The sequence below is a fragment of the Cryobacterium arcticum genome, assembly GCF_001679725.1.
Lineage (GTDB): Bacteria > Actinomycetota > Actinomycetes > Actinomycetales > Microbacteriaceae > Cryobacterium > Cryobacterium arcticum_A.
In genome coordinates this window covers 604,063-617,822 of sequence record NZ_CP016282.1, presented here as the reverse complement: position 1 = coordinate 617,822, position 13,760 = coordinate 604,063, and the positions used below count along the sequence as shown (strand labels likewise).

The window sequence follows — 13,760 nt, the reverse complement described above, 5'->3', positions numbered from 1 at the left end:
GTCAGAGCCGTTCGATGATGCTGGCGTTGGCCATGCCGCCGCCCTCGCACATGGTTTGCAGGCCGTAACGGCCGCCGCCGGCTTCGAGGGTCTCGAGCAGGGTGCCGAGCAGCCGGGTGCCCGAGGAACCCAGCGCGTGGCCCAGGGCGATGGCACCCCCGGTGGCGTTGAGTTTGGCCAGGTCGGCGTGCAGCTCGCGTTGCCAGACCAACGGCACGCAGGCGAACGCCTCGTTGACCTCGTAGGCGTCCAGGTCGTCGATGCCGAGCCCGGAGCGGGCCAGGATGCGCCGGGTGGCGGGGATCACGCCGGTGAGCATGAGCAGCGGGTCACTGCCGGTCACCGCGAAGCTGTGGAACCGGGCCCGCGGGGTGAGGCCGAGGGCGGCGGCGCGGCTGGCGCTCATGATCAGGGCGGCGGAGGCGCCGTCGGTGAGCGGGGAGGAGTTGCCGGCGGTGATCTGCCAGTCCACCTCGGGAAAACGGGCGGCGAGTTCGTCGGTGCGGAAGGCCAGCGGCAGGTCGGCGAGGGTGTCGATGGTGGTACCCCGCCGGATGGTCTGGTCGTCCTCGACGCGCCGGCCGTCGGGCAGGGACACCGGGAGCAGGCCTCGGGCGAAGTCCCCGCGGTCGGCGGCTGCGGCGGCCAGCCGGTGCGACCGGGCGGCGTACTCGTCGAGTTCGGCCCGGGTGAGACCCCATCGGGCGCTGATCAGTTCGGCCGAGACGCCCTGGCCCACGAGCCCGTTCGGGTAGCGCTCGTGCATGAGCCGGCCGTGCGGGTCCTGGCTGGCCACCGCCGACCAGGCAGTGGGTGAGCCCCACCCCTCGGTGCGGCCGGCGGCGTCGGAGCCGCCGGCGGGAACCGGTCCCCCGGCCGAGCCGAGCGGCACCCGGCTCATCGATTCCACCCCGCAGGCGATCACAATGTCGTAACTGCCGGCGAGCACGCCCTGGGCGGCGAAGGTCGCCGCCTGCTGGCTGGAGCCGCACTGCCGGTCGATGGTGGTGCCGGGCACCGACTCCGGAAACCCCGCGCTGAGCAGCGCGGTGCGGGTGATGTTGGTGCTCTGCTCGCCGACCTGGGTGAGGCATCCGCCGATCACGTCGTCGACCAGGGCCGGATCGAGATCGTTGCGGAGGACCAGCTCGCTCAGCACCCCCGCGAGCAGGTCGGCGGGGTGCACTCCGGCGAGCGCGCCGCCGGGCTTACCGCGTCCGGAAGGGGTGCGAACGACGTCGACGATGACAGCATCATTGCTCATGCCCCCAGCCTAGGCTCGCGGGCCGGCCCGGGTTGGTGCATGACTCCTAAAATTCCCGCCCGCGCGGCAAGCGGATGCCGGAATCCCGCGGCTCCGGCCCGGCCCGGGGGAATCCAGCAGGAGTTGTGCTCACCGGCCGGGCACTCAGCCCGAGAGGGCCCACATGGCCACGGCGCTGGCGGCAGCCACGTTGAGGGAGTCGATGCCGTGCTTCATGGGGATCTGCACCACGGAGTCCGACGCGGCGAGCGCCTCATCCGTGAGCCCCTCACCCTCGGCGCCGAGCAGCAGGGCCAGCCGCGCATGCTGTTCCCCGTTGAAGTCGCGCAGGCTCACCGCGTCCGGGGTGAGCGCCAGGGCCGCGACGTGGAAACCGTGCTCGGTGAGCAACCGGCGGGTGTTCGGCCAGTCGCCCACCCGGGTCCACGGCACCTGCAGCACGGTGCCCATCGACACCCGGATGGCCCGGCGGTAGAACGGGTCGGAGCAGCGCGGCGTGACGAGGATCGCGTCGGCCCCGATCGCCCCGGCGGAGCGGAAGATGGCGCCCACATTGGTGGGGTCGGTCACGTTCTCCAGAATCAGGATGCGCCGGGCGCCGGACAGCAGCACGTCCGGGTCGGGCAGCGCGGGCCGGTGCATCGCGGCGATCAGTCCCCGATGCAGAACGTAACCGGTCAGTTCGGTCAGCAGGTCCCCAGGCCCGACGAACACCGGTACGTCGTCGCCGACGAGAGCGCGGGCCTCGTCGAGAGTGTTCGCCAGGGTGAGCACCGAGCGGGGCCGATGCCCGGCGCGCAGCGCCCGCTCGAGCACGAGCGCGGACTCGGCGATGTACAGCCCGTGCTCGGTGTCCCGCGCCTTCTTGAGCGCCACATCCGTCGACTGGGTGTAGTCGGCCAACCGGAGGTCGCTGAGGTCGGAGATCTCGATAACGGGCATCCCCCGAGCTTAACAACCCCGGCCACCCCGGGCGGCGGGGTCAGTCGTAGTCGACGAAGGGGTCGGGGGTGAGGGTGTACTTCGTCGAGAGGTACTCGTGAATGCCCTCGGCGCCGCCCTCCCGGCCGAGGCCGGACTGCTTGACCCCGCCGAACGGGGCGGCGGCGTTGGAGACCACGCCCATGTTCAGGCCCATCATGCCCGTCTGCAGGCGCTCGATCATCCGCTGCCCGCGAGCGAGATCCCGGGTGAACACGTAGCTGACCAGGCCGTACTCGGTGTTGTTGGCGATGCGCACCGCGTCGTCCTCGTCGTCGAACGGCACGATCGACAGCACCGGCCCGAAGATCTCTTCGCGCAGGATGTCGCTGCCCGGCTTGACGCCGCTGATCACGGTGGGCTCGTAGAACGTGCCTGTGCCATCCACGGCGTGCCCGCCGGTGAGCAGCGTCGCACCGCGGCCGAGCGCATCCTGCACCAGGGTGTCGGCCTTGGTCACGGCATCCGCGTTGATCAGCGGGCCGATGTTGACACCGGATTCGGTGCCACGGCCCACGGTGAACTCGGCCACGGCCTCGGTGACCCGGCGGGCGAACTCCTCGGCCACATCCCGGTGCACGATGAACCGGTTGGCGGCGGTGCAGGCCTGGCCCACATTGCGGAACTTCGCCGCGAGGGCACCCTCCACGGCGCGATCCATGTCGGCGTCTTCGAACACCAGGAACGGGGCGTTGCCGCCGAGCTCCATCGAGGTGCGTAGTACGTTCTGCGCGGACTGCGCGATGAGGCTCTGGCCGACGCCGGTGGACCCGGTAAAGCTGAGCTTCCGCAGCCGCGGGTCGGCGATGATCGGCCCGGACACGGCGGAGGACTGCGAGGTGGTGACCACGTTGATCACCCCGGCGGGCACGCCCACCTCTTCGAACAGCTTGACCAGGTAGAGGGTGGTGAGCGGGGTGAGCGCTGCGGGCTTGATCACGACGGTGCAGCCGGCCGCGAGCGCGGGCGCGATCTTGCGGGTCGCCATGGCCAGCGGGAAGTTCCACGGGGTGATCAGGAAACTGGGTCCCACCGGGTGCTGCGACACGATCATGCGGCCGGTGCCCTCGGGGTTGGTGCCGTACCGGCCGGTGATGCGCACGGCCTCCTCACTGAACCAGCGGAGGAACTCGCCGCCGTAGGCGACCTCGCCGTAGGACTCGGCGAGGGGCTTGCCCATCTCCAGGGTCATCAGCAGGGCGAACTCGTGCTTGCGCTCCTGCAGCAGCTCGAAGCTGCGGCGGAGCACCTCGCCCCGCACCCGCGGCGGCGTCGCCGCCCAGGCTTCCTGTGCCTCGTCGGCGGCGGCGAGGGCGGCCAGGCCATCGGCGACACCGGCGTCGGCAATGGTCTTGATCACCTTGCCCGTGGACGGATCGTGCACGGTGAGGGTGCTCCCGTCGGCGGCGGGCACCCACTGCCCGTTGATGTACAGCTCGTTGGGTACGTGCTGGAGCAGCTCTGCTTCGGTTACGTGCGCCACAAATGCCTCCCTGAAGTCGTTGCTTCAAATCTACTCGCGTGCCGCTGGGCGTCCCCTGCCCGCCACGGCACCGGCGCTTCCCGTGCGTGTCGCACCCCGGTTGGCCGCCGAGACCGGCCCGGCTCGACTCAGCCCCGTGCCCGTCGATCGGCAGGCAGGATGCCCAGGCAGAGCAGCAGGAAGATCAGCTGCAGCATGCCGGTCGTGAAGTAGATGGTGTGCAGGATCGAGTAGACCGGCAGCAGCGCCACCTCCACGTAGATCCAGATGACCATGCCGAACCCAGCCACCCCGGCTGCGGCGGGATACCAGGGTAGGTGCCGGTGCTGCAGCAGCACGGCGAGCGCCTGGGTTCCGCCCACTACGAGCAGCAGAACGAGCCCGGGGATCACGAACGAGTCGAACGGCGTGCCGTCCAGCCAGCTCAGCGGCATGCCCATCCCGTTGCCGAGAATCAGGCCGACGCCCCCGCCCACCGCCGACACGAGGTTGAACCACCCCACCACGAGCAACGCCACCCACCAGCGCCGCGGGGTCGTCGCCCGGTCGGTCTCGGCGAGGGTGGGGCGGGCGGATGTCGGGTGGGCGGCCATGCCGCCATCCTGTTCCCCGGGCGGGTCGGTCACAATCCCCCGCTCGGGGCGAGCCGGCGGCGCCCTGGCGCGGTTAGAGGCCGTGCAGGGTGCCGCGCACGATTGAGTCGCCCGAGTGCGCCGGGTTGCCGTCGTCGGGTTCGGCGGAGACGTCCACCACGGGGTACTGGGACAGGTCGAGGTCTGCCGGAATGCTGAACCGGCCGCTCGAGCCGTCGAGCAGCCCCACGCTCACGAGCCCGGTCGCGTCGGCGGTGAGCAGCCACACCTCGCGCAGCCCGGCGGTGGCGTCGCCCTCGGTCAGGTCCACCACCACGTCGCGCCGGCCGTCCGCGTCCTCTTCCACGGCGGCGCTGCCGCTGGCCGTCCAGCCGGGAAGCGCGTCGAGCTGCGCCTCGGCGATCACCGGCACCGGCGCGGGCGGCCGGGTCGCCTGCCACCAGGCCCCGGCGGCGATGCCGCCCACCAGGCCCACCGCGCAGGCGGCGGCGGCCAGGGGCAGCCAGCGGCGCCGCCGGCGGCCGAGATCTACGACGGATGCCGGCCCTCGCGCCGCCCCGCCGGTCACGTGACGATGCCCAGCGCCCGGAACCGCGGCGCCCGTGTGACCAGGACCGTTCGGTGCGCCCGGAGCCCACGGCACCTCGTCGCTCTCACCTCTCGGATCGACCTCCGTAGCGTCGGCCGCCACGGGACCTTCCGGTCGCACGGCAGCACCGTCCGCAACAAGCTCCTCCGCGGCCGCGGCGTCCTGCGGAGCCGCCAGTCGCGGTACCCCGACCACGTCCTCGGACAGCCCGAGGGCCGCGTGGATGCGCCCCCAGACAGCATCCGCCGGTTCGACCAGGTCGACACTGCCGGCGCTGCGGCCGATCAACACGGTGCGGCGCAACGCATCCAGCTCGCCCGTGCAGCCGGGGCAGTCGGCCAGATGGGCGCGTTCCTGGGGGCTGAGTTCGAGCTCCGCGAGCGCGACCAGGGCGAGGGTGTCGCGGTCAAGATGCGTCATCGTTCGCCTCCAATCGGGTGCGCAGCCGGGTGAGACTGCGGCGGATATGACTTTTCACGGTGCCGAGCGGCAATCCGAGGCTATCGGCGATCTGCACGTGGGTGAGGTCTTCGTAGAACGCGAGCCGCATCACCCGTTGCGGCACAGGTTCGAGCCGGTTGAGTTCCTCGCCCAGCAGAAGTCGTTCGGCCACATCCGCCGACTCGTCGACGGCGAGGGTGTCGGCGTCGTCGACGAGGCTCTGTTCGATGCGCCGTTGCCGGGCCCGGGCCTCGTGAGCGTCGGCGATGCAGTGCCGGGCGATGCCCACGATCCAGGCCGGCAGCGGTGCCCGGGCCTCGTCGAAGCCGCCGCGCCCGCGCCAGGCGGCGATGAACACCTTCTGGGTGACGTCCTCGGCGTCGCCGGCGTCGCCCAGCGAACGCATCGCGAGGGTGTACACGAGCGACGACCAGCGTGCGTACGTCTCGGCGAGCGCCCGTTCGTCGCCCGCGCGAAAGGCAGCGACCAGGCTCGCGAGGTCGCGTTCGTCGTCGGTGCTGTTCGCGTAGGGTGCGCTCACGTAGCCGTGTGGCCTCCGGGATCGATGCCGCGTGGTGCGGGTGTCCATCTCATTCCTCGCGACCCGCTGGTGCCGGCTCGCAAGTGCGACCAGCATAACCACGACCGGCCGATTCCCGCACGCCCCGTTCGGGCGTCATCCATCGCAGCATCCGGGCCCCGGTCATGGCGCAGGCACCGCCGTCACGATCACGTTCGACAGGTATCGCCGGGCGTCGTAGTCGAACTCGCCGCCGCAGGTCACCAGGGTGAGCCGGGGCTGCCCGGTGCGGTCGAAGACGCTCGCCCACGGTACCTCGGGCTTCTTCTGGCTTTCGACGGATGCGACGGTGTACCGGTGCGCGCCGCCGTCGGCGGTCTCCAACACGATTTCCGTTCCCACCGGGGCATCGGCCAGGGCGGCGAACGGGCCGATGTCGTAGGCGAGGGAGTCCACGTGCGCGGCGAGCACGGTGGCGCCGGCGGCGCTGCCTGGACCGGATCCGTACCGGTACCAGGCGGCGACGGCCGGGTTGGCCGGCAGCGCCATCGCCCCACCGTCGCCCAGGCCTTCGGCCTCGATGGGCATGTCGATGTCGAGGGCGTCGGCCCGCACCCGCACCGGGGCGCTGACCGGAGCCGGTTGCGCGGCCAGGGCTGCGGACTGCCGGGGCACGGTGGCCGCCGGGGAGGGCGCCGGGGATGCTGTCATCCGCGGCACGGTGACCGCGGCCTGCACATCGGGGGCCGGGGAGCCGCCCGGTATGCTGCCGGGAAGCGTGGCGGAGGCGGGGCCGCCCAGGCCGGTGAAGGCGCCGCCGACAGGATCAGTGCCGGCCGGCGCCCCACCCGGGGCGGCGCATCCGCTGAGCAGGAGCAGCCCCGCCAGCAGCCCGCCGACCAAGGCGGTGCCCACGGCGGGCCGGCCGGGCCGGCCGGAGCGGGCCGGTTGGGGGCCCCGCTCCCGCGCGGCGCGGGCCACGGTGGGCATCCCGAACGCGCTCACCGTGACCCGACCTTTCCGTATCGGTTTCCGCTACCGTCGCGCCTCGGCGCGACGGGTGCCGTAGACCGCTGCCGCGCTGATGGCCAGCACCAGGGCGAGGGCCGCACCGCCGATCCACCAGCCGGTGGCGTCACCGGGCTGGTTGGTGGCGACCAGGCCGGCACTGCCGGCCGGGACACCGTCGGGGTTGGAGTGCAGACCGTCAATGGTCTGCACGGCCAGCGCCAGGTTCTTGTCGGCGAGGCTGCCCCAGGCGTAGACGATGGTGTTGGTTCCCTCGGCCACGTTCACGTCGGCCGGGCCGACCACCGGGTCGGTGGTTCCGGTCGCGGCGACCGAGGCCGATACCGTGCCGGCCGGCAGGGTGAGCAGCGACTCGTTGGGGTTGCTCAGGTTGGTGATCACCGGCGTGCCGCCCGCGAGGATGTCCACAGCTGGAGCCGCGGCCACGTGACGCACGGTGAGCCGGCCTTCACCGGCACCGACGGTGCTGATGTCGTTGGTGAACAGGGTGGCGGTGGGCGTTCCGGCGGCGTCGAGGTGGGCCACGGCGGTGTAGTTCTTGCCGCCCTCCAACGGGAGGTCGACTGGGCCGATGGCCGGCGAGCTCGCGTCCGCGGCATCCGAGGCCGTGATCGCCACCGTGTAGGTGCCTGGCGCCAGTTCGAGCGGGCCGGCGAGGTCGCCGGGCTCGAAGTTGTCGAGGGTGAGGTCGCCGTTCACGTACACGTCGACGGTGAGGCCGGGAACCCCGTGCAACACCGAGAGTTGGGCGACGTCGTCTGCGGCGTTCGCCGGGGCGATTCCCGCCAGGGCGACAAGGGCGCCGGCTGCGACGCCGACGATAAGGGTCTTGCGCATGGTTTCCTCCAGTCAGTGAAACGAGAGCGGGAACCTGTCGGTTTACCCGTTACCCGTTACTTCCGGAAGAGACCCCCGTTCGGATGCACCCACCCGTAAAAAAACCCGCCCGGCCCCGAAATACCACGTCAGGGCCCGGCGGAGGCCCTGGAGAGGCACCAACGGTGCAACTCCTGCAGGGCGGACTCTATTGGGATGCGTCGCCGCGAACTCAGGCCTGCTCGACGAGTTCCGAGGTCGCCAGCACCGCGCCGGCGTGCGCGAGTTCAGCGAGTGCCTTCTCGCTGGACTCCGGCGCCACCCCGGCCACGAGGTCGGTGAACACCCGCACGTGCTGGCCGTGGTCCAGGGCGTCAAGCCCGCTGGCCCGCACACAGTAGTCGGTCGCCAGCCCGACCACATCGACATCCGTCACGCCGTCGGCGATGAGCAACTCGCCGAACTTCTGGCCCGAGGCGTCGACGCCGTCGAAGATCGAGTAGCCCGGCTGGCCCTGGCCCTTGAGGATATGCACCGTGGTCTCGGGCAGGTGCAACGCCGGGTGGTACTCGGCGCCGGGGGTGTCGGCCACGCAGTGCACCGGCCAGGTGTCGACGTAGTCGGGTTCGGCGTCCACCGCGAAGTGGCCGCCGTTTCCGCCCTCGGCGTCATGCCAGTCGCGCGAGGCGTAGACGTGCTCGTAGCTGTGCGGATGCGCCGTGAGCAGCGCACTGATGGCCTCGGCCACCGCCGCCCCGCCGGCGACGCCCAGGGCGCCGCCCTCGGTGAAGTCGTTCTGAACGTCGATGATGATCAGTGCGCGGGTCACGGAAGCACTCCTGTCGTTGAGATTCAGTTGTTCGAGAGGTTGTTCCCGCAGCGGAAGAACCCCGTCGTGATGGTATCGATCGCCTGCTTCGCATTATCGCCCACATCCCCCAGCGCGTATACGGCAAAGGTCAGGGTGGTGCCGTCGTCGGCGTTGATGATGCCGGAGAGGGTGTAGCCGGTGTCGATCCAGCCGGTCTTGGCGAAGACGGCACCGTCGGCATCCGCGTTGGCGCCCGTGAACCGGTCGCTGTACGACAGGGACCCGGTGTCGCCACCGGCGACGGGCAGGCCGTCGAAGATGACGCCCAGGTTGCCCTCGCGGGCGTTGATCTTCTGGAACAGCTTGGTGAGGTAGGCAGGGGGTACCGCGTTGTTGTCGGACAGGCCCGAACCGTCCACGATGCGGATGCCGGTGGTGTCGATGCCGTACCCCTTCAGCCCGGCGAGCACGGCGGGCTCGATGGCGCCGAAGGTGTTGCCGGAGCCGCCCTCGACGGCCACCAGGCGGGCCAGCATCTCGGCCAGGGCGTTGTCGGAGACGATCAGGGACTGCTTGATGAGCACCGACACCGGCTGGGACTGCGCCGAGGCGAGCACGGTGGCTCCGGCCGGGGCGGTGCCCACGCTCACGCTGACGTCGCCGCCGAGTTCATCGGCGAAGGCGGCGCCGGCGCGGGCGACGGGGTCGTCGCTGCGCGCGGAGGTGCTGCGGTAGGGGTCGTTCCGGTCGCCGTCGACCTGCAGCGCGGTGATCTCGGGCATGTAGCCGTCGGTCTGCTCCTTGCGGTCCCAGCTGGGTTCCCAGCCGGGGTCACCGAAGTAGGAGGAGTCCAGGACCACCGAGGTGATCGGCCCTTCCGCCGCGGTGCGGGCCTGTTCGGCCAGGGCGTCGAGGTGGGCCGCGCCCTCGTAGAACGATTCGTCACCCGTGGGGGTGCTCGACAGGGTGAGGTCGCCACCGCCGACGAGCACGATCTGGCCGGGCTCGCTGCCGGCCACAACCGTGGTCGTGGCGCGGTAATCCGGTCCGAGCACGCTCAGGGCGGCCGCGGAGGTGAGCACCTTGAGCACGCTGGCGGCGCGCGATGCGGTGTTGCCACCGCGGTCGAAGAGGATCTCGCCGGTAGCGGCGTTCACGACCTGCGCCTGGAAGTCACCGAGCCGGGAGTCGCCGGCCAGGTCGGCCACCGAGCAGGTGCGCAGCGGGCTAGCCGTGGTGGCGGACGCGGGGGCCGGTCGCAACTCCGGGGTGGTCGGGGTGGGAGTGGGAGTGGGGGTCGGGGTGCTCATGGTCCCGGCCGCGGGAACCGCCCGCGGTTCGAGGCCTCCGGTGGCGGCGCCCGCCCAGATGGCCCCGCTGCCGAGCAGCACGAAGGCCACGGCCGCCGCGAGGATGACGCGCAGCCGCCGGTTGGCCCAGAGGGCTGCGAGGTTCGCGGATGCGCCGGTGCCGGCGGCTGCGCCGGTGCCGGCCGGAGCGCCCGACCCGGCTCCGTCAGAGGTGGAGGCCTCAAGGCGTTGGGTGGATTCCCCAGCCGGGGCGGCCGGCGCGGCGGCGGCATCCGCGGTGCCGATGCGTTCGGTCGGTTGCCCGGACGGGTCGGTCGAGGGGTCCCCTGAGTTCGGCACGGTCGGTTCTGGAGTATCCACCACCGCATTTTAGCGAGCGAGGGTGTGAGCCCCCTCCGTCGAGCCGAGCGCCCGGACTAGCTGGATGCGCCCGCTCTAGTGGGCGCATCCAGCACCACGGGGCTCACCGGCCGTGCGGTCTAAGCGGTCGACCCGCTTCGGCACGGTCACCCGGCGGACGGCTACTCGCCGGGGTAGACCAGACCGATCTGCGCGCGCATCTCATCGAGGGTCTCCATGATCTGCACCGACTCGGCGGTGCTCAGCAGCTCGCTGGTGATCAGTCCGGCGGCCACGAGACGCTCGGCCTCGGTGGCCTGGAAGTGCATGCCCCGCCCGACGAATTCCGGCGTGTCATAGCTCTCGATGACCTCGTTGTTGCTGTCGTAGACGCGGAACGAGGTGGGCGAATACCAGACCGCGTCGATGTCGATGCGTCCGGCGGTGCCGAGGATGCTCGCGGTGTTCGGTCCCTTGGTGTCGCTCGCGGAGTGCAGCGTTGCGATCTGCCCGCCCGGGTAGCGGAACACGCTGGCGATCTGCGCATCCACCCCGGTGTCCTTGAACGTGGCCGCGGCCAGGATCTTCTCCGGCGCACCGAACAGTGCCGACGCGAACGACACCGGGTAGATGCCGAGGTCGAGCAGCGCGCCGCCGCCCAGCGGCAACGAGTTGATGCGGTGCTCCGGATCGTCGGGCAGGTCCTGGGTGTGGTCGGCGAGCAGCGTGTGCACGTCGCCGAGCGCGTTGGCGGCGAGCAGTTCGCGGATGCGCCCCATGTGCGGCAGGAACCGGGTCCACATGGCCTCGAGCAGCAGCAGGTTCTTGCTCTCGGCGAGCGCCACCAGGGTGCGCGCTTCGGCGGCGTTCAGGGTGATCGGCTTCTCCACGAGCACGTGCTTGCCGGCCTCGAGGGCGAGGGCGGCGTTGGCCGCGTGGAACGGGTGCGGGGTGGACACGTAGACGATGTCCACCTCCGGGTCCGCCACGAGCGCCTCATAGGAGGGGTGCGCGGTGGGGATGCCGAATTCGGCGGCGAATGCATCCGCCGACGCCTGGCTGCGGGAGCCGACGGCCTGCACCATGAAACCGTTCTTCACCAGGTCGCCCGCGAACTGGTGGGCGATTCCGCCCGTGGCCAAGATTCCCCATCGAAGTGCTTCAGTCATGCTGCGAGCCTAGCGAACCGGCCCGGCGGCTCCCCCGATTGGCGTGTTATTGTGCCGTTCATGAGCGAAAAATCCTTCGACGAGAACCGCCACGACCAGCTCACCACCGCACCCAAGGCGAGCGAGGCGGATGCCGCGCCGCGGGTGACCGTGGAGGAGAAGTCCGACGGGGTCACGCGCATCGACGTGGCCGACACGGCCGCCGTGCGCCCCGGCAACCCCGAGTAGGTCGCAGCAGCCGAGTCTGCGCACCACACCGGTCGCGCCGAGACTCGTCGGGCTGGCCTGTAGAACGCACCCATACGTTGGTCGAGCTTGTCGAGACCCGGTGAGCGGATCTCGAGGCACGTCACGAGGTCTACTTCGACAGGCTCAGCACAAGTCGACAGGCTCGACCAGCGACGGGGCAGCGATATGCACGCACGTCACGAGGTCTCCACAGGAAGTGCACTTCCTGAGGAGACCCCGGAAGCCGGTCTCATGACGACAACCGGGCTGGCGGGTGCGCCACCTGGTTTCGACAAGCTCAACCAGCGAGTTGCGGCGTCCCGGATGCGTCACCTGCCGTTTGCCGAGCCGTCACCGGCCGCGCGTACGCTGACGCCCGTGAGCGAGAATCTGCTTCTCCCCCGGCGCACGGCTCAGCACCAGCGAGTCGTGCCGAGTCCCGTCTCCTCCACGCGGCCGGCGACCCCGCCCCCGCCCGACTTCTGCCTCCGCAACTCCCCCACCGACCTGCTGTTCCGTGCGCTCTGGCAGCTGGTGGGCCTCTACGTCTTCGTGGTCCTGGTGGTCAAGGACCGCCGCTTGCCCCGCTGACCGGTCAGCCTCACCGGTTGGTCTGCGCGAGCACCCGGTCAGCGAGGGCGCGATAGCCGGCATCCGTCACGTGCACCCGGTCAGGCGCGATCATCGCCTCCTCGATCAGCACGGGTTCGATCAGGCTCACGTACTCCGCACCGACGCGCTCGGCGGCGGCCCGCACCCAGCCGTCCAGCTCCACGATGAGCGCCGTTGGCGCTTCGGCGGTCGACGGGCCCACGGCTATCATGCGAGCATTCGGCAACCCCTGGCGGATGCCGTCGAAGGTCGCGTCGACCGCCGCCCGCACCTGATCGGGGTTGCCGGCCAACGCCCAGCGGTCGTTCTGCCCGCCGGCGACCACGACGATGTCGGGGGCGGCAGCGATCACGCCCGGCACCCGCTCTACATAGGTGGGACAGTAGTCCAGGCCGCAGGCGTGCAGGTCCGCGGGGGTCACATACCCGGTGCCACCCAGGCCTTGGTTCACCTCGGTCCATCCGGCGTCCGCGGCCACCAACGAGGACCAGCGTCGCTCCACGGGCACCGCGCCATAGCCCTGCGTGTAGGAGTCGCCGAGGAAGACGGCCACGGGGGCAGGGGATGGCACCGGCGCGGCCGGCTCGGCGGCTTCGCCGGGCTCCGCGGAGTCGGTGGGCGATGCCGCCGGCGCAGGTTCCGCGGCGGACGGGGGCAGGGTGGGCACCAACGACGAGGTGGATGCTGCGCCGAAGCCGGTCAGGGCAAACCCGACCGCGGCCGTGCCGCCGAGCACCACCAGCAGACCTGCGCCCAGCAGCAGCATCTTGTGCCGGCGCGTTGGCCCGGCCGGTTTCGCGGGAACAAGCCGGTCGTTCATCGGCGTGCGCGGGACGTTCGTCGCTGTGCGGTGGTCGTTCGTCGGAGTGCGCGGGTCGGCCATCTCCCCAGCCTAGGAGGCGACGGCGAGCGCACCCATCCCCGCGAACCGTGAGCAAAGCCCCAAAGAGCCCCGGACACGTGCTTAAGTCCCAGGTCGCGAGGGGCGTGTCACTCGGATTAGGAGCGGGGCTTGAGCTCGTCGGTGATGTCGGCGACCGTGGCGTCGTACGCGGTGATCAGCGCATCCGCGTCCACGAACGCCGAGTAGCCGTGCTCACCCGCGCCCATCGCCACGCGGGTGCCGCGCATCCGCTCGTCGGCGAACACCGGCCAGGCGGTGCTGCTGCCCAGCGGGGTGATGGTGCCGCGGGAGTAGCCGGTGGCGGCCAGCGCCAGGTCTTCGTGTGGCAGCGAGAGCTTGTTCACGCCCACAAGCGCGCGCAGCTTGGCCCAGCTGATCTGCCGGTCGCCGGGCACGAGCACGAAGATGTAGTCGCCGTCGTGCCGCTTCACCACGAGGGACTTCACGATGCCGGCCGGTTCAATCCCCAGCAGCCGGGCCGCGCTCTCGAGGCTGTCGGCCGGGGGCCGCTCGACGATGTCGATCTCGAGTCCGCGCGCCCGCGCATCCGCTTCGACCCGTTCGCGTCCTGTTTCAGCCATACCTGAGTCAACCATGCGCGCGAGTGCCGGTGCCAGCGCGCGGATGCTCGCGGCGCACGTTCCGTCTCGCGGCGCGAGATAAACCCCACA

The 13,760-nt window shown here is 71.1% G+C and carries 15 protein-coding genes; 2 read left to right on the top strand and 13 right to left on the bottom strand.

The window, feature by feature from the left end; all coding sequences use genetic code 11:
* Position 1: 1 nt before the first annotated feature.
* The 11 genes from PA27867_RS02730 to PA27867_RS02680 all read right to left on the bottom strand — a co-directional run bounded on the left by PA27867_RS02730 (position 2) and on the right by PA27867_RS02680 (position 11,345).
* Complete coding sequence (locus PA27867_RS02730) at positions 2-1,264, bottom strand: thiolase family protein (RefSeq protein ID WP_066592870.1); 1,263 nt, start codon at positions 1,262-1,264, stop codon at positions 2-4.
* Positions 1,265-1,408: 144 nt separating this feature from the next.
* Entirely contained in the window at positions 1,409-2,206 is a 798-nt protein-coding gene (locus PA27867_RS02725) for a TrmH family RNA methyltransferase (RefSeq protein ID WP_066592865.1), read from the bottom strand.
* A gap of 40 nt (positions 2,207-2,246) precedes the next feature.
* On the bottom strand, positions 2,247-3,728 hold the full coding sequence (locus PA27867_RS02720) for an NAD-dependent succinate-semialdehyde dehydrogenase (RefSeq protein WP_066592853.1): 1,482 nt from the start codon (positions 3,726-3,728) through the stop codon (positions 2,247-2,249).
* A gap of 128 nt (positions 3,729-3,856) precedes the next feature.
* Complete coding sequence (locus PA27867_RS02715) at positions 3,857-4,321, bottom strand: hypothetical protein (RefSeq protein ID WP_236900811.1); 465 nt, start codon at positions 4,319-4,321, stop codon at positions 3,857-3,859.
* A gap of 73 nt (positions 4,322-4,394) precedes the next feature.
* Entirely contained in the window at positions 4,395-5,330 is a 936-nt protein-coding gene (locus PA27867_RS02710; protein WP_066592852.1) for an anti-sigma factor domain-containing protein, read from the bottom strand.
* Positions 5,317-5,892: an RNA polymerase sigma factor gene (locus PA27867_RS02705; protein ID WP_236900810.1), complete on the bottom strand. Its 576-nt coding sequence runs from the start codon at positions 5,890-5,892 to the stop codon at positions 5,317-5,319. The genes PA27867_RS02710 and PA27867_RS02705 overlap by 14 nt, the downstream gene beginning before the upstream one ends.
* Positions 5,893-6,054: 162 nt before the next feature.
* Complete coding sequence (locus tag PA27867_RS02700; protein WP_157109095.1) at positions 6,055-6,876, bottom strand: class F sortase; 822 nt, start codon at positions 6,874-6,876, stop codon at positions 6,055-6,057.
* Between the two features lie 30 nt (positions 6,877-6,906).
* The gene (locus tag PA27867_RS02695) at positions 6,907-7,737 is read right to left on the bottom strand and encodes a DUF4397 domain-containing protein (protein WP_066592844.1); all 831 of its coding nucleotides are present in this window, start codon (positions 7,735-7,737) and stop codon (positions 6,907-6,909) included.
* 211 nt (positions 7,738-7,948) lie between these two features.
* Positions 7,949-8,545, bottom strand: a complete 597-nt coding sequence (locus PA27867_RS02690; RefSeq protein ID WP_066592842.1) for an isochorismatase family protein — start codon at positions 8,543-8,545, stop codon at positions 7,949-7,951.
* A 23-nt stretch (positions 8,546-8,568) separates the two neighbouring features.
* On the bottom strand, positions 8,569-10,197 hold the full coding sequence (locus PA27867_RS02685) for a D-alanyl-D-alanine carboxypeptidase/D-alanyl-D-alanine-endopeptidase (RefSeq protein ID WP_236900809.1): 1,629 nt from the start codon (positions 10,195-10,197) through the stop codon (positions 8,569-8,571).
* 161 nt (positions 10,198-10,358) lie between these two features.
* Positions 10,359-11,345, bottom strand: coding sequence for a Gfo/Idh/MocA family protein (locus PA27867_RS02680; protein ID WP_066592839.1), 987 nt, complete (start codon positions 11,343-11,345; stop codon positions 10,359-10,361).
* A 60-nt stretch (positions 11,346-11,405) separates the two neighbouring features.
* Between PA27867_RS02680 and PA27867_RS02675 the strand changes: the two genes are divergently transcribed.
* On the top strand, positions 11,406-11,573 hold the full coding sequence (locus PA27867_RS02675) for a multidrug transporter (RefSeq protein WP_066598886.1): 168 nt from the start codon (positions 11,406-11,408) through the stop codon (positions 11,571-11,573).
* A 378-nt stretch (positions 11,574-11,951) separates the two neighbouring features.
* Positions 11,952-12,164, top strand: coding sequence for a hypothetical protein (locus PA27867_RS02670; protein ID WP_157109094.1), 213 nt, complete (start codon positions 11,952-11,954; stop codon positions 12,162-12,164).
* A 10-nt stretch (positions 12,165-12,174) separates the two neighbouring features.
* Here PA27867_RS02670 and PA27867_RS02665 read toward each other — a convergent pair whose 3' ends face one another.
* Positions 12,175-13,068, bottom strand: coding sequence for an SGNH/GDSL hydrolase family protein (locus PA27867_RS02665; RefSeq protein ID WP_066592833.1), 894 nt, complete (start codon positions 13,066-13,068; stop codon positions 12,175-12,177).
* A 116-nt stretch (positions 13,069-13,184) separates the two neighbouring features.
* Positions 13,185-13,670 carry an aminoacyl-tRNA deacylase gene (locus tag PA27867_RS02660; protein ID WP_236900808.1) on the bottom strand — a complete coding sequence of 162 codons (486 nt, stop codon included), beginning with the start codon at positions 13,668-13,670 and terminating at the stop codon, positions 13,185-13,187.
* Positions 13,671-13,760: the final 90 nt, after the last annotated feature.

Excerpts from the sequence above, each read along its gene's own strand:
- PA27867_RS02695 (WP_066592844.1), bottom strand. The coding sequence starts at position 7,737 with ATGCGCAAGACCCTTATCGTCGGCGTCGCAGCCGGCGCCCTTGTCGCC.
- PA27867_RS02675 (WP_066598886.1), top strand. The coding sequence starts at position 11,406 with ATGAGCGAAAAATCCTTCGACGAGAACCGCCACGACCAGCTCACCACC.
- PA27867_RS02665 (WP_066592833.1), bottom strand. The coding sequence starts at position 13,068 with ATGGCCGACCCGCGCACTCCGACGAACGACCACCGCACAGCGACGAAC.
- PA27867_RS02730 (WP_066592870.1), bottom strand. The coding sequence starts at position 1,264 with ATGAGCAATGATGCTGTCATCGTCGACGTCGTTCGCACCCCTTCCGGA.
- PA27867_RS02680 (WP_066592839.1), bottom strand. The coding sequence starts at position 11,345 with ATGACTGAAGCACTTCGATGGGGAATCTTGGCCACGGGCGGAATCGCC.
- PA27867_RS02725 (WP_066592865.1), bottom strand. The coding sequence starts at position 2,206 with ATGCCCGTTATCGAGATCTCCGACCTCAGCGACCTCCGGTTGGCCGAC.
- PA27867_RS02660 (WP_236900808.1), bottom strand. The coding sequence starts at position 13,670 with ATGGCTGAAACAGGACGCGAACGGGTCGAAGCGGATGCGCGGGCGCGC.
- PA27867_RS02710 (WP_066592852.1), bottom strand. The coding sequence starts at position 5,330 with ATGACGCATCTTGACCGCGACACCCTCGCCCTGGTCGCGCTCGCGGAG.
- PA27867_RS02715 (WP_236900811.1), bottom strand. The coding sequence starts at position 4,321 with ATGGCCGCCCACCCGACATCCGCCCGCCCCACCCTCGCCGAGACCGAC.